The organism is Pseudodesulfovibrio piezophilus C1TLV30 (assembly GCF_000341895.1).
GTDB classification, from domain to species: domain Bacteria; phylum Desulfobacterota; class Desulfovibrionia; order Desulfovibrionales; family Desulfovibrionaceae; genus Pseudodesulfovibrio; species Pseudodesulfovibrio piezophilus.
Genome location: NC_020409.1, coordinates 2,160,845 through 2,184,175, shown reverse-complemented (window position 1 = coordinate 2,184,175; position 23,331 = coordinate 2,160,845). Strand labels below are relative to the sequence as shown.

The 23,331-nt window shown below is 54.5% G+C and carries 20 protein-coding genes and 1 tRNA gene; 11 read left to right on the top strand and 10 right to left on the bottom strand.

Annotated elements, in window-relative coordinates:
• Positions 1–235: 235 nt before the first annotated feature.
• The 3 genes from BN4_RS10350 (at position 236) to BN4_RS10340 (ending at position 2,927) form a co-directional block, all read left to right on the top strand.
• Positions 236–811, top strand: coding sequence for a D-sedoheptulose-7-phosphate isomerase (locus BN4_RS10350; protein WP_157871344.1), 576 nt, complete (start codon positions 236–238; stop codon positions 809–811).
• 97 nt (positions 812–908) lie between these two features.
• Complete coding sequence (gene galE / locus BN4_RS10345) at positions 909–1,880, top strand: UDP-glucose 4-epimerase GalE (protein WP_015415335.1); 972 nt, start codon at positions 909–911, stop codon at positions 1,878–1,880.
• A gap of 9 nt (positions 1,881–1,889) precedes the next feature.
• Complete coding sequence (locus tag BN4_RS10340; RefSeq protein ID WP_015415334.1) at positions 1,890–2,927, top strand: elongator complex protein 3; 1,038 nt, start codon at positions 1,890–1,892, stop codon at positions 2,925–2,927.
• Between the two features lie 290 nt (positions 2,928–3,217).
• Here BN4_RS10340 and acs read toward each other — a convergent pair whose 3' ends face one another.
• A complete protein-coding gene (gene acs / locus BN4_RS10335; protein ID WP_041720294.1) occupies positions 3,218–5,134 on the bottom strand; it encodes an acetate--CoA ligase in 1,917 nt (638 codons plus the stop codon).
• Between the two features lie 178 nt (positions 5,135–5,312).
• Entirely contained in the window at positions 5,313–6,185 is an 873-nt protein-coding gene (locus BN4_RS10330) for a LytR/AlgR family response regulator transcription factor (protein ID WP_015415332.1), read from the bottom strand.
• A 184-nt stretch (positions 6,186–6,369) separates the two neighbouring features.
• On the opposite strand from BN4_RS10330, the gene ftsE reads away from it, so the two are divergent.
• Together ftsE and BN4_RS10320 are read left to right on the top strand one after the other, a co-directional pair.
• Positions 6,370–7,158, top strand: coding sequence for a cell division ATP-binding protein FtsE (gene ftsE, locus BN4_RS10325; RefSeq protein ID WP_083863136.1), 789 nt, complete (start codon positions 6,370–6,372; stop codon positions 7,156–7,158).
• Positions 7,155–8,030, top strand: coding sequence for a cell division protein FtsX (locus BN4_RS10320; protein WP_015415330.1), 876 nt, complete (start codon positions 7,155–7,157; stop codon positions 8,028–8,030). Before ftsE ends, BN4_RS10320 begins: the two co-directional genes overlap by 4 nt.
• 17 nt (positions 8,031–8,047) lie before the next feature.
• On the opposite strand, the gene BN4_RS10315 is transcribed toward BN4_RS10320, so the two are convergent.
• Together BN4_RS10315 and BN4_RS10310 are read right to left on the bottom strand one after the other, a co-directional pair.
• A complete protein-coding gene (locus tag BN4_RS10315) occupies positions 8,048–8,296 on the bottom strand; it encodes a hypothetical protein (protein WP_157871342.1) in 249 nt (82 codons plus the stop codon).
• 162 nt (positions 8,297–8,458) lie between these two features.
• Complete coding sequence (locus BN4_RS10310) at positions 8,459–9,952, bottom strand: GGDEF domain-containing protein (RefSeq protein ID WP_015415329.1); 1,494 nt, start codon at positions 9,950–9,952, stop codon at positions 8,459–8,461.
• A 256-nt stretch (positions 9,953–10,208) separates the two neighbouring features.
• Between BN4_RS10310 and BN4_RS10305 the strand changes: the two genes are divergently transcribed.
• From BN4_RS10305 to BN4_RS10290, 4 genes are all read left to right on the top strand, one after another.
• Positions 10,209–11,849, top strand: coding sequence for a glycosyltransferase family 4 protein (locus BN4_RS10305; protein WP_015415328.1), 1,641 nt, complete (start codon positions 10,209–10,211; stop codon positions 11,847–11,849).
• 26 nt (positions 11,850–11,875) lie between these two features.
• A complete protein-coding gene (locus BN4_RS10300) occupies positions 11,876–12,310 on the top strand; it encodes a 4Fe-4S binding protein (protein WP_015415327.1) in 435 nt (144 codons plus the stop codon).
• Positions 12,303–14,057 (top strand): aldehyde ferredoxin oxidoreductase N-terminal domain-containing protein, encoded by a 1,755-nt coding sequence (locus BN4_RS10295; protein ID WP_015415326.1) that lies wholly within the window; start codon positions 12,303–12,305, stop codon positions 14,055–14,057. The genes BN4_RS10300 and BN4_RS10295 overlap by 8 nt, the downstream gene beginning before the upstream one ends.
• A 71-nt stretch (positions 14,058–14,128) precedes the next feature.
• A tRNA-Phe gene (locus BN4_RS10290) sits at positions 14,129–14,204 on the top strand.
• Positions 14,205–14,452: 248 nt separating this feature from the next.
• Here the strand turns inward: BN4_RS10290 and BN4_RS10280 are convergent.
• From BN4_RS10280 to BN4_RS10260, 6 genes are all read right to left on the bottom strand, one after another.
• Positions 14,453–15,730 carry a protein kinase domain-containing protein gene (locus tag BN4_RS10280; RefSeq protein ID WP_015415324.1) on the bottom strand — a complete coding sequence of 426 codons (1,278 nt, stop codon included), beginning with the start codon at positions 15,728–15,730 and terminating at the stop codon, positions 14,453–14,455.
• 179 nt (positions 15,731–15,909) lie between these two features.
• Positions 15,910–16,206, bottom strand: coding sequence for a hypothetical protein (locus BN4_RS10275; protein WP_015415323.1), 297 nt, complete (start codon positions 16,204–16,206; stop codon positions 15,910–15,912).
• Between the two features lie 9 nt (positions 16,207–16,215).
• A complete protein-coding gene (locus BN4_RS10270) occupies positions 16,216–16,824 on the bottom strand; it encodes a hypothetical protein (RefSeq protein ID WP_015415322.1) in 609 nt (202 codons plus the stop codon).
• Entirely contained in the window at positions 16,821–17,264 is a 444-nt protein-coding gene (locus BN4_RS10265; protein ID WP_015415321.1) for a universal stress protein, read from the bottom strand. Before BN4_RS10265 ends, BN4_RS10270 begins: the two co-directional genes overlap by 4 nt.
• A gap of 70 nt (positions 17,265–17,334) precedes the next feature.
• Positions 17,335–17,502 (bottom strand): hypothetical protein, encoded by a 168-nt coding sequence (locus BN4_RS17930; protein ID WP_015415320.1) that lies wholly within the window; start codon positions 17,500–17,502, stop codon positions 17,335–17,337.
• Positions 17,503–17,538: 36 nt separating this feature from the next.
• Positions 17,539–19,179: a YeiH family protein gene (locus BN4_RS10260; RefSeq protein ID WP_015415319.1), complete on the bottom strand. Its 1,641-nt coding sequence runs from the start codon at positions 19,177–19,179 to the stop codon at positions 17,539–17,541.
• A gap of 291 nt (positions 19,180–19,470) precedes the next feature.
• Between BN4_RS10260 and BN4_RS10255 the strand changes: the two genes are divergently transcribed.
• The gene (locus tag BN4_RS10255; RefSeq protein ID WP_015415318.1) at positions 19,471–21,897 is read left to right on the top strand and encodes a c-type heme family protein; all 2,427 of its coding nucleotides are present in this window, start codon (positions 19,471–19,473) and stop codon (positions 21,895–21,897) included.
• Positions 21,897–23,291: a sigma-54-dependent transcriptional regulator gene (locus BN4_RS10250; RefSeq protein ID WP_015415317.1), complete on the top strand. Its 1,395-nt coding sequence runs from the start codon at positions 21,897–21,899 to the stop codon at positions 23,289–23,291. The genes BN4_RS10255 and BN4_RS10250 overlap by 1 nt, the downstream gene beginning before the upstream one ends.
• The last annotated feature ends 40 nt before the right edge of the window (positions 23,292–23,331 follow it).

Here is a 23,331-nt window from a genome sequence, read left to right as displayed (position 1 = left end):
GGCAGTGCCGGGAAAGTTGTGCCGACAGCCGTGCACTAGGGGGGCTTTGTCGGAACTGGTCTGTATGACTTGAATGTTTGCCCACATATGTGGAAGACTCTGCGTGGAAGAACGGCTATTCAATTGGGCATGTCCTGCCTTGGAGCATTTTGTGCATGCGAGGCTGCACCGGACTGGCCGGAATGCACGGGCTGCGAGCGCGGCGGAAAATGAAGCCTATGGAGGGTTCTTGAAAATGAATTGGGCAAAAACCGTGGAATGCCTGAGTGAATGCCTTGCCGGACTCCAGATATTTGATGACACCGGACAGCTGGTGGATGTTGAAATCGGCTTCGGAAGATTATGCAGAATCTCCTCGGTCCTCAAGGAACGAGGCGGCACCATTTTCCTGGTCGGCAATGGTGCGAGTGCGTCCATGGCCAGCCATGTGGCTGCCGATCTGGCAAAAAACGCTCATATCAGAACCGAAGTTTTTTCTGATCTCGCCTTGATAACAGCCGTGGCCAACGATATCAGCTATGATGAGGTCTTCGCGGAACCCCTCAGACGGCGTATGCAGCCCGGTGACATGCTGGTCTGCATTTCCAGTTCCGGCAATTCACCCAATGTGCTTAATGCTGCTGCGGAAGCCCGTGTTTTGGGCGGGGATGTGATCACTTTGTCAGCCATGGATACGGGGAATAAGCTCCGTAGCTCCGGGGGACTCAATTTTTATATTCCCGGTGACACGTATGGTCTGGCCGAGTCTGCCCACGCAGCCGTGCTGCATCACTGGATAGACACGATGGTTGAAGGATGTGCCTCTTCGTAGGGAAGAGAATCGTTCAGAGACGGGTGGCGGGGACTGCCTACCGGAAGGGGCGAACAGGTTCCCTTTTATGCAATGCGATCTTTTCACAGGACAAATCATGACACAGAACATCCTTGTTACCGGCGGTGCCGGATTTATCGGGAGCCATACATGCAAGGCGCTGGCCGCACGAGGCTATACTCCCATTGCTTTGGACAATCTTTCCAATGGTCATGAATGGGCCGTCAAATGGGGACCGTTGATCAAGGGGGATATCAGTGATCGCGCTCTGCTTGACAGGATCTTCAAGGAATACAATCCTGCCGGGGTCATTCATTTTGCCGCGTTCATCGAAGTCGGCATCTCGGTCAGGAATCCCGGAAGTTTTTACCGGAATAATACGTGTGGTACACTAACCGTGCTTGAAGCCATGCGCGATCATGGTTGTGAACGGTTTGTTTTTTCCTCCACCGCTGCCGTTTACGGCATGCCTCATGAGATACCACTGACCGAGACCCACCCACAGTGGCCCATCAATCCGTATGGCTGGTCAAAATTCATGGTGGAGCGGATGCTTGAAGATTTTTCCTCTGCCCATGGATTGCGTTTTTGCGCCTTGCGCTATTTCAATGCTGCCGGGGCTGACCCGGAATGTGAAATAGGTGAAGCGCATGATCCTGAATCCCATCTCATCCCGCTGGTGCTTCGTGCAGCACGTCACCCGGAAAAACCTATCACTGTTTTCGGCACGGACTATGACACGCCGGATGGGACCTGCATCCGAGATTATATTCATGTCAACGATTTGGCCGACGCGCATATCCGCGCCCTCGATTATCTGGCCGGGAACGATTCGGTCGCCATCAATCTCGGCACCGGTACCGGGAATTCAGTGCAGGAAATCATTGAGGCCGCGCGCGAAGTTACGGGTGCAGCCATTGAGCCGAATCTTGGTATCCGTCGTGCCGGGGATCCACCCCGTCTGGTGGCTGATCGTGCATTGGCTCGGGAAAAATTGGGTTGGGAACCGCATTATACCGGCATCATTGAAACCATCCGCCATGCCTGGCAGTGGATGAACCGGGCTTAGTCGACGGTCATGCAGCACAAAATCCTGTTCTCCCACCCTGAGCCTGAGCCTATTCCAGGGGCCATCTGGCCGGTTTTCCTTCCTTTTGCCGGTTGTCCATATCGGTGCGTCTATTGTGCCCAGGATAAACAGACAGGCAAGGCCGAGGCTGAGTTGGCTGGTGCTCTTCATTCCTTGAAGCAGGATCTCGAAGAAGCCTTGAGTGAAGGAAGAGGGCCGTATGAACTTGCGTTTTATGGGGGTACTTTTACTGCGATGCCAGCCCCCTGGCCCGAAGCATTCCTTGCTGTTGCCGAGCATTATCGGAACCGTGGGCTGATCTCCCATGTTCGTTGCTCCACACGGCCGGATTGTGTGGATGAAGACTCTTTGGCCCAATTGCGTACTCAGGGGCTGGACATGGTGGAGTTGGGCATCCAGTCCTTTGACGACGCAGTTCTTGCCCAGTCCGGGCGTGGGTATAGTGGTGACAGGGCCATGCAGGCGTGTTCACAGGTCCGTAGCGCGGGGTTGCGCCTCGGTATTCAACTCCTGCCTGGGCTGCCTGGAGATCGTCCCGGTGTTTTTCTGCATGACGCACAGGTCTCGGCATCGCTGAAGCCGGATGTGGCTCGTGTCTACCCCTGCCTCGTCATTCGGGATACTCCCCTGGCGACCCTTTGGGAACACGGCGAATTCCACCCATGGCACCTGGAGAGGGCAAAAGAGGAATTGGCCGCTGCCTTGCTTCTTTTTTGGGAAAAAGGGGTTCGGGTCATTCGCCTCGGCCTGCCGCCGGAAGGGAGCCTCGCCGAGCATATCCTCGCTGGGCCATGGCATCCGGCCCTCGGGCAGTCGGCGCGTGGTCGTGCTCTCTATGAGCTTATCCGAATCCAAATAAACGAACTTGGCTCTCATTCATCCCTTTGTCTTGACGTTCCCCGACGGTATCAAGGGGAGTTGATGGGCCACGCCAATGAGCTTGCTTCCCGATACATTGATCTTGGGCTTTCCAAGAAAAATATTCGATACGCAACGATCCGCGACTTTTGCCTCTCCCCTTCCTGAGTTTGATGTTTTCGAAAATCAGAAGCTCCCGGCAAGGGATAAAAAGTGTTGTTTGTACATACAAATAGAAGGGAAGACGTGAGGGCAGTGGTGCAGGGTTTTGTGGGCAAAGAGGGGGGGCGAGAGAATTTGAATGGAAGAGACTTACCCGAAAGGGCCGCAGGATGAGTTGGTTGTTGGGAATAGCTCAACCTGCTTGGATGCCGGGGTAAAATTTTTGATTCGGTCGCCTTGGGTGAGTTTATTTCTTTTGCTCATCAGTCAGGTATTCCTGGTGCTTTGCGGATCTTTTAATCCGTGGCCAAGCCTGTCAGGTCTCCCGAGTCCAGACCGAGTTCCTCGGCTTTGAGCACGCGTCGCATGATCTTGCCTGAACGGGTTTTGGGGAGAGATTCCCGGAATTCGATGGATTTGATGACTGCCACAGGACCAAGCTCGTTCCAGAGCGTCTTCTTGAGGTCTTTTATGAGATCGTCGTCGGGGGTGATACCATGGTTGAGAAGGATGAAAGCTTTGGCGGACTCTCCCTTGATACGGTCGGGTATGCCGATCACCGCACATTCGCAGACGGCGTGGTGGGTTCCGAATGCCGCTTCAAGTTCTGCGGAGCCGATACGGTGTCCGGCGATGTTGATGACGTCATCTGCACGGCCCTGAATCCAGATATATCCATCCTCGTCCTTTCGGGCGACGTCGCCAGCGTAGTAGACGCCGGGAATCTGTTGCCAGTATTGTTTATACTGGTCATCATCGTTCCACAGACCTGTCATCATGGCGGGCCAGGGTTGGGAGATGACGAGCAGGCCTCCCTTGCCGGGCGGGACAGGGGTGCCGTTTCTGTCCACCACATCGGCAACGATTCCGGGCAGCGGTTTGGTCACTGATCCGGGTTTGAGCAGGGAGATGGGCATGGGGGAAATCATGAACATACCGGTTTCGGTCTGCCACCATGTATCGAGCACGGGGCATTCCGAGCGGCCGATATTTCTGTAGAGCCAGGTCCACGCTTCCGGGGAAATGGGTTCGCCGACGGAGCCGAGCAGGCGCAGACTGGAGAGATCGTGGGTCTTGGGGTACTGGGCACCGAAGCGCATGAGCATGCGGATCATGGTCGGTGCGGTATAAAAAATGGTTACGCCGTATTTTGCCACAATAGCCCAAAGCCGGTCGGCTTGGGGGTAGTTGGGGTGCCCTTCGTACATGACTGAAGTGGTCCCGGCCATGAGCGGACCGTAGACTCCGGCAGAGTGTCCGGTGACCCAGCCGGGATCAGCGGTGCACCAGAAGATGTCGGTGGGTTTGATGTCGAAAACCGTGGTCAGGGTCCGGTGGACACCGACCATGTAGCCCGCGTGAGAGTGTATGACCCCTTTGGGTTTTCCTGTGGTGCCGGAGGTATAGAGCAGGAAAAGAGGGTCGTCCGCATCCATTACTTCAGTCGGAGCTTCGTTGCTTTCCTGGCGGATGAGTTCATCATAATAAAAGTCTCGTCCGTCGATCATGTCCAGTGCGATGTTGCAGCGCCGGACAACAACCATGGATTCCACACAGTCGGTACAGGCTCCGACCAGTGCTTGATCCGCTGTTTCCTTGAGACTGGAGATCTGGCCGTTTCGGTAAAATCCATCCGCTGTTATCAGAAGCTTAGCCTGTGCGTCGTTTATTCGTTGGCGCAGTGCCTTGGCTGAAAATCCGGCAAAGACCACGGAGTGTATTGCACCTATCTTTGCGGCAGCCAGCATGGCTATGACGGTTTCAGGGAGGGGTGACATGTAGATAACCACCCGATCACCTTTGCGAATACCAAGGGATCGCAGGGCGTTGGCAAAGCGATTCACTTCCCGGTAGAGTTCAAAATAGGTATATTTGCGGGTATCGCCCGGTTCGCCTTCCCATATAAGGGCGAGTTTGTTCTTGTTGGCCGTCTCTATGTGTCGGTCCAGGGCATTGTAGACGATATTGCAGCGCGCTCCCACGAACCATTTGTAAAAGGGGGCGTCCTTGTCATCAAGCACCTGGTCCCATTTCTTGAACCAATCCAGTTCATCGGCCGCTTCCTCCCAATAGCCGAGCGGGTCCATGCGAGCGGATGTCCTGGCGGCTTCCAGCTCTTGCGGATTGACGTTGGCCTCGATAACCAACTGCGGGAGCGGGCGGAAAACCCTCTCCTCCTGTAGCAAGTTGTCAAGCGCTCCTGATTGATCCATTCTTTCCTCCTCGCCGTCGCAGGCTCCCGTCATTCTTGGGCCTGATCCGGTGGCCGTCTGGGTGATCCAGTCGTCGGCGGTCTGCATTGCACATGCGGTCCAGCGAGTCTTTTCTTAACAGGTTTATGCCGCAATACCCGCCATATTCGGTCAGCGGTTATCGTGGCAGGGTAAACGGCTACAAGCCGATGATCTTTTTCAATTCAGCGATCCTGCGTCGACTGATCGGCAGCTCGATACGTGTCCGGCCCGCAGTGCGCAACATGAAGTTCGAGCCGGGCATACTGGCGATTTCTGTGACCATGTCCAAATTGACAAGGTACTTGCGATGGACGCGAAAAAAACGGTGTGGTCCCAGTCTGTCTTCCAGATTCTTCAGTCTGTGGGACGAGAGAAATTTCTGATTGGCGGTATGGACATAGGAATAATCCTCGAATGCTTCCACGAAGATGATCTGGTCGTAGGGGATGAGGATGGTGCGTCCATCTTGAGTCACAGCCAGTTTGTCTATTTCGGGCCTGCGCCTGGCTGTCTGGTCCCAGGCTGTCTTGAGGGCCGCCAGAAAGGAATCCTGCTCTTCTTCCGGCAGGGGCAGTTTGACAGTCAGCGCATCTTCCCCCTGATCTATCGGTACAGCCTCAGATTGGTAGCTGGCAGGGACGGGCACTTCCCGGAATCGCTGTTTGAAGTGCTGAAGGCGGTCCACCGTGCGGGCCATACGGCCCGGTGCGGGTGGCCAGAGCAGGTAATCGGTCGCACCCAGTTCAAATGCGGCATAGGCCTTGGTTTCCGAGTCGGAAATAAAAATCAGCGCGGGTTTGTGTTTTCGGCCAGCGAGCATCTGCGCCATCTCAATGCCGGAAATATCACCCGGTAACCGGGTGCCCACGAAAAAAACGCCATAAGGAATCGCTTCCAGCAGTTCCAAAGCCTCGAAAGCTGTGATGGCCTCACCGAGCACCTGGAGGAACGGGACGTCTTCCAGCGCGTCACGCAGGGCGGTACGGACCTCGGAGTCCGGGTGGATGAGCAACGTCTTCAGCTTGGGCATGGTCTATGGTGCCTGGAGTTTTACCGACGGGAAAAACCTCGATTCTTGATCATTTCGTACCGTCATTTTCAGTGTGGCGCAAGGCTTGGTTGTTGATCGGTCGATCAGTTTTTCCTGGTTCGAGTTGGTGCGGCAAAGGCACCCCCTGTACAAAAAAGGCGAGGCCGGGTACACCGTTGTCATGATGGTAAAAGTTGATCGTCTGTCCCACAACTTTGGCGCATACTGGGCTCTCAAGGATATCTCCTTTACTTTGGGCAAAGGTGAGTTCCTGTTTTTGACAGGACATTCCGGCGCGGGCAAAACAACTTTGCTGCGCCTTCTTTACGGTGCCCTGCCTGTTTCTCGCGGCCGGGCCACGGTTGCCGGAGTCCATCTCAATAATATCAAAAAGCGGCATGTCCCGCTCCTGCGACGCAAGGTCGGCGTTGTCTTTCAGGATTTCAAGATCCTTCCCAGGAAAACCGTGTTCGACAATGTGGCCATGGCCCTTGAGGTTCGCGGCATGGCACGGACGCACCTTGAGCGACGGGTCCGGGCGATTATCCGGGCCATGGGGCTTGAGACGAAAAGCTACTCCATTTGCGAGCGGCTTTCCGGTGGGGAGCAGCAGCGTGTGGCCATTGCCCGGTCCATGGTCGCCAATCCGGAACTGATTCTTGCAGATGAACCGACCGGGAATCTCGATTTTGATCTGACCATGCATCTGATGGAAATTTTCAAGCAGTTCCATACCTACGGAACATCGGTCATCATGGCGACCCACAGCCGTGAAGTTCTTGAATGTGTTCCCGAAGCACGAATCCTTCATCTCGAAGACGGGCGTATCGTTTCCGGGTGCAATGCCGACGGCACGGTGTTCGGCCAAAGCCCGACGGATGAGGATTGTCCTGACGACATGGGCGATGATCTGCTGAGTGAAACCTCCCTCGGCCCGGCTGATTATGACGAGGACGACGAGGAGACACTGTGATAGGCCAATTTGTTCGACTCACCGGCCGTGGTCTCGCGGATTTCGCCCTGCATCCGGTTGCTCAATTACTGACCCTCGTGGCCGTGGGCATGGTTACCTTGTTGACGGGCCTGATTCTTTTGGGGCTGCACAATGTGAATCTGGAATTATTGAAATCCCGCGGTCAGGCAGAGTTTCAGATGTATTGGAAAATGGGCTTGAGCGCTGAAGAGGTTCACACGGATTGGGAGACTCTCCGGGCCATGGATCATCTGGATTCCTTCACGACATATACACCGGAAAGCGCTTTGACCGAACTGACCTCAACCTTGGGGGAAACCGGTGATTTCGCCTGGCTGGCCAAAGAAAACCCGCTCCCCTATTCCGGGCTTGCCTCGTTCAAGGTGCCGCCCGATGCCCAGGCAGACGGGTGGGCTTCAGCGTTGCTGACAAGAATCAAGGGGCTTCCCGGTGTGGAAAAGGTCAACTACACGCCGTTTCAGGCAGACCTTGCGCAGGGGTGGATGACCCTTGCCGGGGCAATTATATGGCCTATTCTGGGATTTCTTGCCTTGATTGTTTCCCTTGTTGTGCACAATACAATCAAGCTTTCGCTCATGACTCGTATGGATGAGGTAGAGATCCTTTCCCTTGTCGGAGCGCGGCCCGGCTATATCCGATGGCCGCTTCTTACCGGCGGATTCATTCAGGGAGTACTTGGCTCTGGACTGGGACTTGGTTTGTTGGCCCTTGTTCATTCCTTGACTGCCGATGCCCTTAACTATCCGCCTTTTTTTATAGAGATCGCATTTTTGCCGTTCGATCAGCTCGTCATGCTTGGCGGGGCCGTGACCTTTGTCGCCATGGCCAGTAGTTGGGTTGCGGTGAAATAGGCACAGGGGGGAGTCTGTTAAACAATGAGAAAGCAGACCCTGTTTTCAGGCAAGACGTTTTTCATAACTGTTGATGAATGAAAGAAATTCCCAGGAAACAATGGTTTCCTGGGAATTTCTTTGGAAAATATTTTTTCATGGTATCTCTCCTTTTCGCCAAAGGTGAGAATAGGATTCTCACGGCTAGAGCCCTTGAGATACCGGAGACGAAATTGCCTGACAATCACATTGCAAGCGGTTTTCTTTTTTGTTTTCTTAACATCCATGAAAACTGTCCTGGTTTTCATGGGAGTCTCCCTTTTTAGTGTCTGGTCAAAGTATCGGATACTTTGACCACCAGCGTCGTCTGTCATGGCTACAGAACAGGTGACGCCTCGATCGATCCCATATCAGGATGGCTTTGCCTCCCGGCCTCGCTTCCCATTGGCTTACTGGGCTGAGATCTGGTCCACTTTCGGTTTGGAGATGACCACGGTGTTACGCCCGTTGTGCTTGGCTTCGTATAAAGCCTTGTCAGCTTTTATGAGCAGGTCGTCATCTTTGGTCAATGCTCCGGCTTCCACCGAAGCAACTCCGATAGAGGCTGTCACGGCAAAGTCATGCCCGTCAAAATGGAATTCGCAGGACTGGATGGCTTCGCGAACCCGTTCAGCCAAGGCCCAGGCGTCCCTTTCCGTGGTGTGCGGCAGCAGGACTACGAACTCTTCTCCGCCATAGCGGGCTGCGAGATCAGTGCCGCGAAATGTTTCAGTGAGAATCTCGCCGACCTTGCACAGGACCATGTCTCCGGCCTTGTGCCCATAGGTGTCATTGACCTGCTTGAAATGGTCGAGATCGACCATGAGCAGCGAAAGATCATGATTGTAACGGCGGCGACGCTTGATTTCGTATATGAGGCGTTCGTCGAATGTGTGTCGGTTGTAGATGCGGGTGAGTCCATCCCGGTCGGCGCGGAGCTTGACTTCCTTGAACATGAGCGCATTCCGCAAGGCGAGGCCGAGATGGTTGACGGCTGAACGAAAGGTTTCCACCTGGTCCTTGCCGAGGTGATAATCCGGTTCGCACAGCAGAGCGAGACACCCGAAAGTATCCTGCCCGGCGGTCAGGGGCAGGGTGACAAGACGACCGCTTTTGGGTGTCAGGGTATATTCCTGCCTTCGAGCCGGGTCGGTGTGGACGACTTGGAATCCATTGACCGGGCCACTTCCCATGTCAGCGGCAGAAGCCATGATATGCTCGACCCACATGCTTTCCACCTCGGGAGGCATGGTGCCGTTGAGAAATATTTCCACATCCGTGACCTCGGAATCAAGCTGATGCGTCCAGAATCCGGCGTGCAGCTGCTTGACCGGCAGGACCAGGCTCAGGGTTTCCTTGGCATTCAAGAGAATGGTCGTGGCATCCAGACTTTCGGTCGCCGAGGCCAGAATCTTGTTGAGAAACATCAGCTGATCGGTCTTTCGGGCGAGCAATTCCCTTTCAAGGAGAATTTCCTCGGTCATACGGTAGATGTCCGAGTACATCGAGGTCACTTCCTTGGCACGAAACACGGCGTCCTGCACCTTGGGCCGGGTCAGCGGGGTGCGGACAACTGTCAGAAATCCTTCTGCAAGCACAGTATCCATCTCCAGGGGGGTGTCGTTAATATCTTGAATGAGTATACGCTGGGTGGAATCCTGGCTGCGGTATTCTTCGCGGCGGAATTCCGGCATTTCAGCCCAGACAGACCATGGAATCCAGGCTGCCGAGGGTTTCTCATTCTGATTGAGTTCCTTGGTCCAGGGAAACGCTCCGGCAGGGTAGTTGCGAATGTAGAATCCGGGACCAACGCCCATCTCGACCTGCTTTTTGAGCTGTTCGCTCAATCCCAGGCCCCACATGAGTTCAGGGCGTTTTCCCCGCTTGATCATTTTCTTCTGCATATTTCCTGCTCCTTGAAGAGTCAAAATGCTGACGCATAACCCGCCTGCATCGGGAGAACAGCAAGATAAGGGCCAAGACTCCTCTGGTGAGATAAAATAATGGGGGATTCGTGAGAGTGGGAAATCAGGGACCTTGTTTTATTGAGTATTTGTACAAGAGATTTTTTCATGCGGGAAATTGAGCCGGGAAATATCTGCCCATTGCCTAATGCCAAATTCATTGACAAATGGGGCAATACGGTTTTGAGCTAGACTCATGTCACACTCAAAACGCATTTGGGGGACTCTCGATCCCTTCTTCGAACCTGGGCCTGTACTGGGGCGCAAGGTGGCCAACGTCAAATTCCTCGGCGCGTTGCTCAAGCTCGACCTGTTTGATGAGTACCATTTTTTCCTGGCCGACAGGAGGCAGGGCAATGCCCTTCGGGAGCATCTGCAAAAGGTGGTGCCCGAGTTGCTTGAAGATGGCCGGATTGCTCTTTTTGACCGACGCGAATTGCCGGGCTGCATCGCCCGGACCCCTTATCATTGCTTTCATCTTTCGGATTGCATCACCAGTCAACCCCACATGGCGCGAATGCGGAATAAGTACAGTCGTGCCTTTTTCCCGGTGACAGGGACGATTCACTCCCTGAGTTATGCGGATTTCGGCGGTGCGTTCCTGCGGCATCTCTGGCCGGGCAATACGGCTCGGGACGCTATTGTCTGCTCCTCCCGGCCCGGTCAGGTTGCGGTCGAGAATTTTTTTGAATGGTTACGGGAGTCCTATTCCCTGGATGTGTCCCATTTTCCCGCTCCGGGTCTGGCGCATATTCCTCTGGGGGTGGAGAGTGATGTCTTGACGCCCGGAGAGCCGTCGAAAGAGCACGCGGAAGACGGCGGGACGATTCGTCTTCTGGTGTTTGGCCGGATATCGCATCACTCCAAGATGGACCTTCTTCCTCTGGTGCGCGCCCTGCACCGTCTCTTTGCCAATGGGCTTGACCCGGCTTCCGTGGAATTAGTGCTGGCGGGCTGGGCTGCGGATGAAGATGATTTTATCCCCACCCTCAAAGACTATGTGGCAAATGCGGGAGTGTGTATGTCACTTCGGCTTCGTCCCACAGAGGCCGAGAAGGTCGAACTGTTTCGCAGTGCGGATATTTTTGTTTCCGTGGCCGATAATCCGCAGGAGACTTTCGGCATCACTCTGGTGGAAGCCGGGGCATTCGGTTTGCCCGTGGTTGCCTCGGATTATGATGGCTACCGTGATATCATCATTGATGGGGAAACCGGTCTCCTGGTGGAAACCATCGGGCCGGATGCCACACCGGATGTGGATGTGCTTGCACCTGTGACCTTTGACAACCAGTATCATCTGCTATTGGCCCAGCGTACTGTGGTCGAAATCCCGGCACTGGCGCATGCCCTCAGGATGCTCATCGAATCCGCGAGTCTGCGCCGGAGCATGGGGGACGCCGCCCGTCAGCGAATAGAGAAGCATTTTTCCTGGCCGGTTGTGGTGCGGCAGTATGCTGCCTTGTGGGAAGAACTGTGGAAAAGGCCGGTGGAAGAAGAGCCGTTTCGCGATATTCCTCATCCCCAGGCTCTCCCCTACGGACGGATTTTCGGGCATTATACCAGCCGTTCCCTTTCCCCGGACATGGTGGTGCGGGCGGGCCGGACGGGAGAAGCGTTTTACCGGGGCAAGGATTTTCCCACCCTGTATTCGGGGATGTCCATGATCATCGATCCCGAATTGACTAAAAAACTGGTTTTTCTTGCCCGTAAACCCGTTGACACTGGCTCATTGATACGCAAATTTATGGAAGTGGAACCAACTCTTGATAAAAATTCCGCACACTATCATGTGCTCTGGTCTCTCAAACATGACATATTGGAAAGAGACCGGGACTAATATAACCCCATACTGCCGGAGGCGACATGAAAGCTCTCAGGGCGGCACGAATGGAACGCTGCATAGGCTGCCATTCCTGCTCATTGGCCTGTTCGAGACAGGTTCATAAATTCCTCTCCTGGAACAAGGCGGGCATCCGCATATCATCGGCAGGCGGCCTGTCCACCGGATTTGAGGCTCGACTCTGCCTGGCCTGTGACCCTGCCCCCTGTGCCAAGGCGTGCCCCACAGGCGCGTTGAGTCAGCGCAGGGACGGCGGAGTGCTGCAAAAAAAGAAGCTCTGTATCCGATGTGGCGAGTGTGCCAAGGCGTGCCCCGTGGACGCCATCTTCCTCGATCATGAGGTCAACCCCTATGTCTGCATCCATTGTGGCCGTTGTGTGGAATTCTGTCCGCACGATTGCCTGGTCATGGTTGATCTGCCCGATAAAAGCGGTGGAAAGGGAGATTCGGATGATTAGAGACACTTTCCGCATCATGATGGTCAACCTGACAACAGGCAAAACAAACATCATTGAACGTCCGGGCCGTGGCGAATACCTCGGCGGCACCGGTCTCGCGGCACGCTTGTTCGAGGAGTTCGGTTCCATTGATGAGAATTGGGACCACCCGTCGCAGCCGGTGATTTTCACCATCGGGCCGCTGACAGGGTATTATCCACTCATGAGCAAGACCTGCTGTGCGTTCCGTTCACCCTACCATAATGAATATACCGAGAGTTACGCTGGCGGGAAATCCGCCCTGTCCCTTCGGTTTGCCGATCTGGACGCTCTGGTGGTGGTCGGCAAGGCCAAACGACTGACGGCCCTGTGCGTCGGCTCTCGTCGGGTGGAGACTCGTGACGTGGAGTATATGCGCGGTTTTGATGCCCTGCACACCGGGCGAGTCCTGCGAAAGATATTCCCCGGCTCGGGGCGTCGTTCGATCATGCGTATCGGCCCGGCCGGTGAGAATCTGTCGGCCTATGCCTGTATCAATGTCGATACCTTTCGCCATTTTGGGCGGATGGGGGGCGGAACCGCCATGGGAGTCAAGAATCTCAAGGCGATCTGCGTCCTGGGGGACCGGGGATTCGCTCTGCCGGAAAACAAGGACTATCCCAAGCTCTACAAACATATTTTCCAGCAGCTGACCACGACGGAAATGATGGCCAAATATCACGGCTTGGGTACAGCGGTGAACATCAATCCTCTCAATGGACTGAAGAGCCTGCCATGGAAGAATCTGCAACAGACGAGCAGTCCAGATGCCGAGAAGATTTCCGGTGAGCGTTTTGCCGATGACACGCTCCTGCGCAATGCGGCCTGTGCCGGATGCCCTGTGGGGTGTATCCATGTCGGCTTTGTGCGCGAGCAGTTTCAGGCGAATAACCAGTATCTCTATCGTCAGGTGGGATATGATTATGAGCCTATATTTTCCTGCGGCGGTATGCTGGAAGTGACGGATGCCCCTCAGGTGCTTCGCATTCTCGATGTTATTGAAAAAGAAGGGCTGGATAACATGTCTTCGGGCGTGGCTCTTGCCTGGGCCACGGAAGCGCTGGAGAAGGGCGTGATCAGCGAGGAAGAAACGCTGGTGAAGCTGGCCTGGGGAGATGTGGATGCCTACATGCAGGCCGTGGAATATATCAGCCGTCCGCCCAATGATTTCTATAAGCTCCTGTCTCAGGGAACACTCAAATGTGCACACCATTATGGCGGTGAGGATTTTGCCTGTGTCCTTGGTCAGGAAATGGCAGGATACGCCACGGGCGAGGTCTTTTTCGTGTCCGAAGCTCTTGGCTTCCGTCATGCGCATCTGGATGCCGGAGGGTATTCCTATGACCAGAAACACGAAGATAAAGACGTCACCAAGGCTCTCGACTTCCTTGTCAATGATGCCCGTGATCGTATTGTGCTCAATTGTATGGTCGGGTGTCTCTTTTCTCGCGGCGTCTACAATGATGCCCTGCTTGCCGAGGCCATGGATGCGGTGGGATATGGAAGCTTGAATGGCGATATGGCCGAGATCGGCGATCGGGTTCAACGGCTTCGGTGGCGACTACGCCTTGCCATGGGGTACAATCCGGCTGGGGTCAAGATTCCCAAACGGTACAAGGAAGTGACCACCTGGAAAGGGCCGATAGACGAAAACTATCTGGAAGCGCTCCGCATCGGATATGCCCATCGGATCATGGAAATGGGTGCTCCGATGGAAGAGAAATCATAAAAAAACAAAGAGAATGTAAAAAAGGACTTGCCAAGCTTCTCTGGTTTAGCTAAATACACCTCCTCACCGGCGCTCAGGTAGCTCAGTCGGTAGAGCAGGGGACTGAAAATCCCCGTGTCGGCAGTTCAATTCTGTCCCTGAGCACCATTGAAGATCAGGCCCTTACGTCAATATGACGCAAGGGCTTTTTCTTTTTGGGGCTGTTTCTTGTCTCTACATATCCGTCCCACTTTTCTAATAGACGCCATCATGCTGTTTGAGCGTGCAAGAGAACGTTTCCTGTCCCTGTCTCAACGGGTGTTCAGAGTGATAAATTCTGCCATTTTTTATTTTGTGTTGACTGAAAATAAATTGAGAGCACAGGGCATTGTGAGGGAGCGTCGGATGGAAGGACGTTAGGTGATGAACTCCATGGGGATGTTTTCAGATGCCAGCCTCCTGTGAAATGCGTTCCAGATGTTCCCTTCGCCCTTGAGGGGTTTGGTGAGATGGATTTGATCGGGCTTGTAGAGGCGGATCAGATCAAGGGCTGCCTGTTCGGGAACGACATTTTCAAAGATCCTGAGGCTCCAGGGGATGCTGGCTGTGCGGCAGCGCATGAGGCCTTGGGCCAGTTTTCTGAACAGGGAGCCTTTGAAGCGTTCGTGGTGGCCGCTGGGAAGGCTGTTGGGTATCAGGCCGACAAAGAGAAAAATGGCTGGAGTCCGGTTTGCCAGAGCCAGACAGGAATCGAAAAGGGGAACAGCGTGGTCGTCGTCCTTGACAAAGGCCATGATCTTCTGCCGTTCGGCTGCTGATGAGGGCAGGGGGGATGAAGGAATGGCATTGGCCGGGGGGCTGGAGGTGCCTGTCACGCGAGTGAGTATGGACTGTGCTTCCTGTATGGTGGGTCTGGCAGCGGGGAGAGAGGAGAGGCAAGCGGTCGTCAGATTTAGTATCTCCGGCGGCAGGCCGGTGATTCTGGGGAAGGAATCAGGAGAAAAGAAGGCCGGAAAGACTGGGCGTATTGTTCGCTTGAGGATATTGAAGGGCGGGCGGTTCGTGAGCATCAGCCGGAGAGTCGCTCCAAAGGAATAGATGTCTTCTTCCCTGCCATTATCCGCACCTTGAAGAGCTTGTGGAGAGGCATATCCGGGGTCGTGAACAGGGATGGGAGAATCGCCCCACAAGTCATCCCAGCCGTCTCGACAAGCGTGACCGAAATCGGCAAGGAAGACATCATTGTCACCCACCAGTATTGATGATGGCGTTATTCCCCTGTGGGCAATGCCTGATGCATGAAGCGTCGAGATTCTCCCGGCCAGCACACTCGCTGTCCTGATTCGAGTTTCCATTGACGGCTGCGAAACCTGCAACCAGCTCAGGAGGGGAATCCCTTCGGGGAGCGGTGAGATGAGGCCTCCGCGCCACTCCTCGGCAGGCCATGTGTAACCGGGGGTTTGCGGTATATCGATAAATCGGGTCTCGTTTTGCCAGCGCAGAAAGGCATTGGTGTTGAGGCTATAGAACTGCTTGAGCAGAAAAGGTCTGGAGCGTCTTCGCCCGAGATAGTGCAGAGCGTCGCGGCTCTGGTCCAACTGTCCGGCTATGCGGATGTCATGGACGGCATCCCCGGCCTTGAGCGGCGTGGGCAGGCTTGCACGAAGGGCGATGTTTTCCAATGCGCTCCACATGGTGTTCTCCAAGAGAATCGGAGCGTTATTCCATTCAAGGTTGGGCGAGGCTCCGGAACATGGTTCTGACAGAACTGGGACCATACAGCAACTCGACCGGAGTGCCAACCTCAAGGTGTTTTGGTGGGGAAGAAAACGCGATCTCCCGGAACTCGGGGGCTGTGAGTTCCGGGAGAGAGTCAGAATCCGGGTTGGCTTTGGACGTCGGGTTCCCGGTATTCGCCCCGGTCGTGACGCTTGCAGGTTGCATACACGATCGACATGATGGTGGTAAGGAGGAGTGATGACCATATGACGGGCGAAGACCAGTCTATATCCAGCCACCAGTCGCCGGACGCATCGTCAATGACGCTCAGAAAAACACCAGGCCAGTCATTCATAAGGCCCAGGTACTGATAAAGAAAGAGCGGACATGCAGTGAGATACAAGAGCGCGCCGAAGCTGACAAAAAAGTGGCGAAACATGTTTTTGAGCATGGGATTCTCCTAGGTTCCGTAGTAGAACCAGCCCACGCCCAGAATGACGGTGAGCAGGCATTCGAGCACGGTCAACTTGAACATGAAGCCGCTGATCCTGCGCTGGGTCGGGTTCATGGTCAGCATGACTTTGTCCATGAAGAAGCGCCAGAATCGGTGCTTGATGGAATTGGATTCGTGCAGACGGTAATATTCACGCAGACTGGGCAGCCAATATTGCATGGTGCGAGCCGCGTCTTCCGCAGTCAAGGGCGATCCTTCAGGTGTGTCCGTGTGAAATGACAGGGCAGTGTCGGTTCCGTTTCCACAGGCCCGGGCAGAGAGAGTCAGGCCGACTTCCGGGAATTCGGCCCTGAATATCCCTGCTTCAAGGGAAAGCGTGGGAGCGGTATGGAACTCGGTTTCCACCAGCACGTCTTCAACAGGAAAACCGATGGCCGAATCTTTTTCAATATGCCAATGCGGATTAAGGCGCATCAGGGTCTTGCCGGTGAGTTTTTCCCAGAAGGAAGTATTCCAGGGAAGACTGGTTTCCATCCATATATCCTGTCTGGGCAGTTCCTCGGCCGAGGTCTGGACGCGGTCCCGGCGATCAATAGTCTCAGTTGCTGATGTCATGGTGCCACCACCAGTGGGCAGGGCATCTGCGGATGCAGACGCTTGTTTTCGAAACGGTCTCTGAATCCCGGAGCCTGAACTTTTTGCCAGGCTCCCATTATCGCCACGTCCGCGTTGACCTTGGCAGCGGCTTCGGCCAGGACGTCTTCAAGTTTTCCTCCCTTGCTGAGGAAATCGATCTCCACACCGGCGAAGTCGTCTTTCAATCGAGTCCAGACTGCGTTGATTTCCTTGGCGATTTCTCCGGCGACATATGACCCGAAGGTATTTCGTGTGGCCGAGGTGTTCAGCCAGTCATCGCAGGTCATGTCGCCCCATGCCTCATTGATGATGGAGAGTACCGTGACTCGTGCGCCGTAGAGACCGGCCCATGCCTTGGTTAGTTGTTCGGCTTTACGTGCGCCGGGTGTGCCATGGGTGGCGAGGAGGATATGCTTCATTGCAACAGCTCGTATTCGTTCTGCCGCAAGGGGATATTTCCCCTTGCGGCAGAGGCGTTTATTCTCTTGGTTAGGCCATCCACTTGGTGAACAGGAGGACCAGGAAGGTGACCACCAGGACAAAGCCCAGGGCGGTCAGGTCTTCATTTTTTTCAGAGGCGAAGACGGACAGGGCGCGTTCTTCGTTCTGTTCCTGATCTTTTTCATTCAGTTCGCATTTGACTTCTGGTTGATCCATTTTTTTCTCCTTGTGAGTAGAGGACAGTGTCCCTGATTAGCGAAGGACGACGTCCTTGACGAAGTACATGACCACGATGAAGGACAGGGACGCTTTGGCAACACCGGAGATACCACCCATGATCAGCGGCCAGCCGCCAGCCTGGGCAATGGATTTGCGGGTGATCTGCATACCCAGACCGATGAGACCGTACGCGAAGAACCAGATCATGGCGTCGGTCAGGGCGACGACGGTCTTGGATTTCTTGTGGACCTGCTTCACGGCGTGGGAGAGAGCTGTGGAAACGTCCTTGGGCACAACCAGTTCGCCTCCCTTGGCGCGGGCAATGATTGATTCCAGACCGGACAGCCTCTGGCGCGCTGTGGCGTCGAACTTGGCCTTGTCTTCGCGGTCCTCAAAGTCTCCTGCCAGCTGATGCTGCATGATCAGGTTATCAAGTGCGGCTTGTTCTTCCGGATGCAGACCGGCAATACCTGCTGTTGCAGCAGCCTTGACAGTCGTCAACTCCTCGGGGGTGATTTCCGTACGTTGGTTGTAGCTGAAGTCGAGGTACTTGCCCTTGTAGTGATCGGCGGGTGAGAACAGACCAAATGAAGAGAGCAGGAAAAGCAGCAGGAAACCGAGAATGAAGATCGGGAATTTATCGATAACGATTTCCTTGAAGGATATCTTCTGTCCCGAGCTTTTGCCATACCACGTTGCCAGCACCAGGACGATGACGGGGAGGAACAGGACACGGGTGATATTGAAGATTTCACCGACTTTAAGCGTCTTGATGTCCACGGCATTGAAGGCGAGGCAGGCGGCGGCGACCTGAGCAGAGTTCAAAATGCCGGTACCGGCCCATGCGCCGAACTGAGTGGCATTCATGCCAGCCAGCTTGCCTATGGTCGGGAAGGCGAACATGCACAGAATACCGAAGCCGAGGATGGTGCCGATGGTGTAGGCCATTTCAGAGCATTTTGCCTTGACCACAGGCGCACAGGCAACGGTGGCGGAGACGCCGCAGACACCCATACCCGCAGACAGGACACCGGTCATGGACTTGGGTTGCTTGAAAAGCTTGCCCAGGAACAGTACGAAGAAGACCGTGCCGAGTACAAAGAAGCCGATGAGCCAGACTGAGACCATGCCGAGTTTGGCCAGTTCAGCGAAAGAGTACCGTGCTCCCAGCAGGATAACGCCCATCTTCAGGACAAAACGGGCAGTCTTGACACCTGCGGCGGCAAATGCCGGGATCCCCCAACTGTTGGTGATGATGATGCCGACGATGATGCCGAGCACAACGTAGTTCAGGTTCATGACCTTGTAGATCGAGAAACCGAACATCGGGACCATGGATTGGCTCATCATCTTGACCATAGGCTCCGCAAACCAGCGGATGCTCATGGCCAATGCCAGGACGAACAGGACGCCGGGGATGGTCTCCAGCACAAATGTGTCAAGATTCGTCATGGGTTTTCCCATGCGTGTCTGGCGCATGAGTGCGGTGATGACACCGATGCCGCCGCCGATGAAACTGAGAGTTTCCATCAGCTCCATTGCCTTGTGGACCTTAAAGGTGGTCAAAAGACCGGTGAGCACTCCGGATGCAACGAGAGCGCCGTAGACCAACAGAATTCCACTGATGATCCAGACTGGGGTGTTGTCGGGACGTCCGACACTAACTTGAGCCATACCAAACCTCTCCTTTGGGTTGTTATTACGGTGGAGTCGGTCCCTCTAAGGCAAAGGGTGTGCCAAAAGTGACTAAAATGTTATCTACTTGAAATAAAAGGACTTACTGTGGATGGACAAAACAGAAGTTGCTAACTCGACTTAGCAGTCAGCAACCCGCAGTTTGCGCTTTTCGTGTGTGATGTCATCTGTTTGGTAAAATGGAATAAAGTGAGGTATGGTCGGTTTCTGCGTCGGTCGGCGGCGTCCAGGTATATTTTCATGACAGGGGCACCATGCCCGGAGTGACACATGAGTGTTTTCGGACCGAAGAATCTTCAGGCCAAATTCCTTATGGGATTGGGAGCGATAGTTCTGTTGCTTGGTGTCTTTTTTGCGTCGAGCCTGTATTTTCATCTCAGTTCCCTGCTGGATTCACAGGTGAGGGACAAGGCGGACCTGGTTTTCAGTCAGGTCACGAGTGTGCAGAGCTACGTGCGGGAAATCCTCAGACCCAAGATGTACAGCACGCTGCCGGAGGGAGAGTTTGTCATTGAGGCCATGTCCTCTTCCTATATTTCACGGGCAATCATGGATCGGCTCAATGTGGCTCATTCGGAATACTATTATCGGCGGGTTGCCGATAATGCCAGGAATCCTCTGTTTGAGACCAATACGAATGAGCGGGAACTTCTGGAGTATTTCAAGAGCCACCCCGGAGAAGCCTTCTGGGAAGGGAATCGTGAAGTGGAGGGGCGGGATTATTTTGTCAAGGCGCGCCCTGTGGTTTTTGGCGCATCCTGTCTGAGCTGTCACGGCGTCCCTGAGGATGCTCCGCCTGTCCTCCTGGAGCGGTATGGCACCGAGCGGGGGTTTGGTCATACTCTGGGTGAGGTGGCAGGTCTGGTGGTTGTCGGCGTGCCGCTGGAAGGAGCGTTAAGTAAGATACGCGAAGCCACGGCCGGATATGCTCTCCTCTATGGCGGTGGCATGGTTCTTTTTTATGCTCTGGTCCAGATGTTTTTCAATCGGGTGGTCATGAGCAAACTTCGTCGGGTTACGGATCGGTTTCGAATACTCTTTCAGGAAGAGGCGGAATTGGGGCTTATCGAAAAGCTGGAACAGGGGGACGAAATCGAGGAAGTGGTGCAGGGACTTGAGGAATTGGGAGACCATATTCATGGAATGCACTATCAACTGAGGCAGCATTCGGAAAATTTGGAACAGATGGTCGAGGTCCGAACCGGGGAATTGAAATTCGAGGCCGAGGAACGCCGGGCAGATGTCGGCCTGTTTGTTCAGCTGCTGGACGGATTGAACAAGAGCAATTCCCGACGCCAGATGTGGGAGTATTCTTTGCCTCTCGTGGTCAAGCGTTTTCGGGCACGCGAGGCAGGTTTTATTTGTATGCTCGCCTCGCAGACATATTATACATGGCCGGAGGGAACGGCTAAACCGGATCTGCCTACCGGTTGGAAGGAGATCTTGACCGAGGTCAAACCGTACTATCAACCCGGCAGGGCCTATATTCCCGTTGCGGCGTCAGATTGTTCATCCGAAGGTATCCTCTGTCTGAAGTGGGATGAAGGTGCCCGGATTACGGAGCAGGATCGTAATGTCCTGCGCGCCTTGGGCCAACAACTGGGTATTGCCATGGAAAACCTGGCCGCCTTGCACAACCTGGTTCGGCAAAAGGACATGCTTCAGGTCATTGTCGAAGGTATCAGTGATCCCCTGCTGCTCATGGATGGCGCATGCAGTGTGGTTCTGGCCAACGAGGCCGCCCGTGCCCTGTCAGGTTCCTTCGGCGGCAGGCTGGACGATGTCTCCTGTTCTGCCCTGTTCGAAAATGGTGGTGTCTTCGGACATTGTCCGCTTCATACGGCCTTGGAATTGGGCGAAACACTTTCCCGCGAAGTGAAAGTCGAGGATGGCAGGGCTTTTTCCGTAAACGTTTTCCCGGTTGCCGAGGGAACTGCTGAGGAGGGGCGCGGCGTGGTCTATGTCCGTGATGTCACGCAGGAAAAGCAGATGCTCGCTTCCATGCAGCAGAGTGAAAAGTTGGCAACGGTTGGACAGTTGGCAGCAGGCTTGGCCCATGAAATCAACAATCCATTGGGGGTCATCAAGTGCTATGCTGAATTGATCAAGGATGGAGAGTCAAGCGAGACGCTGTCCAGTGATGTTGATGTGATCATCAAGCATGCGACCCAGGCTGAAAACGTCTTGCAGGATCTTTTGAACTTTGCCCGACCCAAACAAAACCTTCCGGGGAGAGTGGATATGGGGAGAGTCATCGAGAATGCGGTCAATATCTTCCGTGTCCAGGCTGAAAAAAAGGGGGTTTCCGTACATCGATCCATGGTTGAAGGAATCCCGTCCATCGCAGTCAATGAACAGTCCGTGGAGCAGATTTTGGCAAACCTTCTCAAAAATAGTCTTGATGCCGTGGAGTCGGACACCGGGCGTATTGATGTCTCGGCAGACTATGATTCATCGGCAGATATAATTATCCTCAGTGTGTCGGACAACGGTCCGGGCATTCGGGAAGCGGATCAGGGCAAGGTGTTCGACCCATTTTTTTCCACCAAGGAAGTGGGCAAGGGAACCGGCCTCGGATTGGCTGTCGTCTATGGACTAGCCCATGAATTGGGAGGAACCATTGAGGTGAAGAATCTCAGTGGCGCGGTCTTCACACTTCGCCTTCCGGTCAACCGTTCGGACAAAGGGAGCATGTGATGACACAGAAAGTAGGAATCCTGCTCGTTGATGACGAAGTCGATTTTGCCGTTGGATTGGCGCGTTTATTGAGCCGTCGTTTTCCTGATGAACGAATCAAGGCCGTCTCTTCCGCTGCTGAAGCTCTGTCTCTTTTACAGTCTGATTCTTTCGGGCTGATGCTGTCGGACCTGAATATGCCAGGCATGGATGGAGTGGAATTATTGCGGCGGGCCAAGGCTATGCAGCCCGAGCTAGGCGTGATCATGCTTACGGCTTACGGGACAGTCAAAACCGCAGTGGATGCGCTCAAGGTCGGCGCGTATGATTTCCTGACAAAACCCGTTGCCCCGGAGAACTTGTTCCTCACGGTGGAACGGGGGCTTGAGCGCGCTCGTCTACTGGGTGAAAACTCGCGTTTGCAGGACTTGCTGGAAAGGCAGTGCGGTTCCAATGAATTGGTGGGAGACAGTCTTCCTCTGCGCCGCTTGAAGGATGGAGTCCAGGCCGTGGCCGGGTCCGATTATACGGTCCTGATCAGGGGCGAATCCGGTACGGGCAAGGAGTTGGTCGCCCAGACGATTCATCAACTGAGCGGGAGGAGAAACAGCCCCTTGCTCACTGTCAATTGTCCCGCTATCCCGGACCAGTTGCTGGAAAGCGAATTGTTCGGGCATGTAAAAGGGGCATTTACCGGCGCGGACCGCGACCGCAAGGGGATTTTTGTTTCTGCTGATGGCGGGACGTTGTTGTTGGACGAAATAGGGGATATTTCTCCGGGGATCCAGACCAAGTTGCTCCGCGCGCTCCAGGAGGGTGAAATCCGGCCCGTGGGGTCCAGCCGGACCATTCCCGTAGATGTCCGTATCCTCGCTTCCACCAACCAGCCTCTGGAGGATAAGATCAAGGACGGCTCTTTCCGGGAAGACCTATACTATCGTCTCAATGTATTGAACATCAATGTCCCGGCCCTACGAGAGCGGTGCGATGACATTGTCATCCTTGCCCGTCATTTTTTAACTCTTTCCTGTGAAGAGATGAAGGTCAAACCCAAAAGCATGACCCCGGAGGCCGTGGCATATTTGACGACAAAAAGCTGGCCGGGCAATGTTCGGGAGCTCCAGAATTTTGTACGGCGTCTTGCCGTGTTCTCCTCCGGTGAATTGCTTGATCTGCCCCACTTGCGTCTGGTGGAAGGGCTGGATGGAAACCATTGTAACACTGCTTCGGGCCTGGCTCCATATAAGGATGCCAAAGAGAAAGTGGTCGATAATTTCACTCGAACCTATGTCGAGGAATTGCTCACCCAATCCGGGGGAAATGTCTCGGCAGCGGCCCGGCACAGCGGTTTGTCCAGAGTGGCTTTGCAGAAGATTCTCAAGCGGTTGAATATCGAGGCCGGAGCTTTTAAGTAGCATGGTCTGGAGACGGACCTCTCTTTTCCGGATTTTCCGT

Excerpts from the sequence above, each read along its gene's own strand:
- BN4_RS10350 (WP_157871344.1), top strand. The coding sequence starts at position 236 with ATGAATTGGGCAAAAACCGTGGAATGCCTGAGTGAATGCCTTGCCGGA.
- galE (WP_015415335.1), top strand. The coding sequence starts at position 909 with ATGACACAGAACATCCTTGTTACCGGCGGTGCCGGATTTATCGGGAGC.
- BN4_RS10340 (WP_015415334.1), top strand. The coding sequence starts at position 1,890 with ATGCAGCACAAAATCCTGTTCTCCCACCCTGAGCCTGAGCCTATTCCA.
- acs (WP_041720294.1), bottom strand. The coding sequence starts at position 5,134 with ATGGATCAATCAGGAGCGCTTGACAACTTGCTACAGGAGGAGAGGGTT.
- BN4_RS10330 (WP_015415332.1), bottom strand. The coding sequence starts at position 6,185 with ATGCCCAAGCTGAAGACGTTGCTCATCCACCCGGACTCCGAGGTCCGT.
- ftsE (WP_083863136.1), top strand. The coding sequence starts at position 6,370 with ATGGTAAAAGTTGATCGTCTGTCCCACAACTTTGGCGCATACTGGGCT.
- BN4_RS10315 (WP_157871342.1), bottom strand. The coding sequence starts at position 8,296 with ATGGATGTTAAGAAAACAAAAAAGAAAACCGCTTGCAATGTGATTGTC.
- BN4_RS10310 (WP_015415329.1), bottom strand. The coding sequence starts at position 9,952 with ATGCAGAAGAAAATGATCAAGCGGGGAAAACGCCCTGAACTCATGTGG.
- BN4_RS10305 (WP_015415328.1), top strand. The coding sequence starts at position 10,209 with ATGTCACACTCAAAACGCATTTGGGGGACTCTCGATCCCTTCTTCGAA.
- BN4_RS10300 (WP_015415327.1), top strand. The coding sequence starts at position 11,876 with ATGAAAGCTCTCAGGGCGGCACGAATGGAACGCTGCATAGGCTGCCAT.
- BN4_RS10295 (WP_015415326.1), top strand. The coding sequence starts at position 12,303 with ATGATTAGAGACACTTTCCGCATCATGATGGTCAACCTGACAACAGGC.
- BN4_RS10280 (WP_015415324.1), bottom strand. The coding sequence starts at position 15,730 with ATGTGGAGCGCATTGGAAAACATCGCCCTTCGTGCAAGCCTGCCCACG.
- BN4_RS10275 (WP_015415323.1), bottom strand. The coding sequence starts at position 16,206 with ATGCTCAAAAACATGTTTCGCCACTTTTTTGTCAGCTTCGGCGCGCTC.
- BN4_RS10270 (WP_015415322.1), bottom strand. The coding sequence starts at position 16,824 with ATGACATCAGCAACTGAGACTATTGATCGCCGGGACCGCGTCCAGACC.
- BN4_RS10265 (WP_015415321.1), bottom strand. The coding sequence starts at position 17,264 with ATGAAGCATATCCTCCTCGCCACCCATGGCACACCCGGCGCACGTAAA.
- BN4_RS17930 (WP_015415320.1), bottom strand. The coding sequence starts at position 17,502 with ATGGATCAACCAGAAGTCAAATGCGAACTGAATGAAAAAGATCAGGAA.
- BN4_RS10260 (WP_015415319.1), bottom strand. The coding sequence starts at position 19,179 with ATGGCTCAAGTTAGTGTCGGACGTCCCGACAACACCCCAGTCTGGATC.
- BN4_RS10255 (WP_015415318.1), top strand. The coding sequence starts at position 19,471 with ATGAGTGTTTTCGGACCGAAGAATCTTCAGGCCAAATTCCTTATGGGA.
- BN4_RS10250 (WP_015415317.1), top strand. The coding sequence starts at position 21,897 with ATGACACAGAAAGTAGGAATCCTGCTCGTTGATGACGAAGTCGATTTT.